The 414-nt window shown below is 58.2% G+C and carries 1 protein-coding gene; it reads right to left on the bottom strand.

Annotated features, from left to right (window positions below; translation table 11 throughout):
- Positions 1-414: DUF484 family protein (locus tag Q4563_RS16510; RefSeq protein WP_303605256.1), on the bottom strand; the 414-nt coding region annotated here is incomplete at both ends.

Below are 414 nucleotides of genomic sequence, written 5' to 3'. Positions count from 1 at the left end.
CCATGGAAGTACGGTAGTAATTACCATCCTGACTGGCCAGCACCAGCAGGCCATGGTTGTCCTGGCCCCGAATCTGGGCGGCAGCGATGGATTCCATATCGGTGGTATCGAGCCGCAACAAGGCGGCCATATCGGCCTTGGGCAGCTGGCCACAAATGGCGCGATGGCCTTTGAACAGCCGCTGGATATTACGCTGATGTTCCTGATTACGCACCGCGATCAGTGGTCGCTCCAGCTGTCGCTCGGTAAAGTGCAGCATGGCCCAGGCGTTGACGCCAAAATCATTACGCAATGAATCATCCAGTGCGGTATGGAGCGCCAGCCAGCTGTTGGCTTCGATCAGGGCCAGCACCAGCCGCCGGGTTTTTTCGAACAGCTGGTCGTTCCGGCGGGCATTTTCGAGCAGGTCAGACA

The sequence above is a fragment of the Gilvimarinus sp. 1_MG-2023 genome (assembly GCF_030548285.1).
Note: the sequence above shows the minus strand (reverse complement) of the source record. Positions and strands in the feature narration are given on the sequence as shown.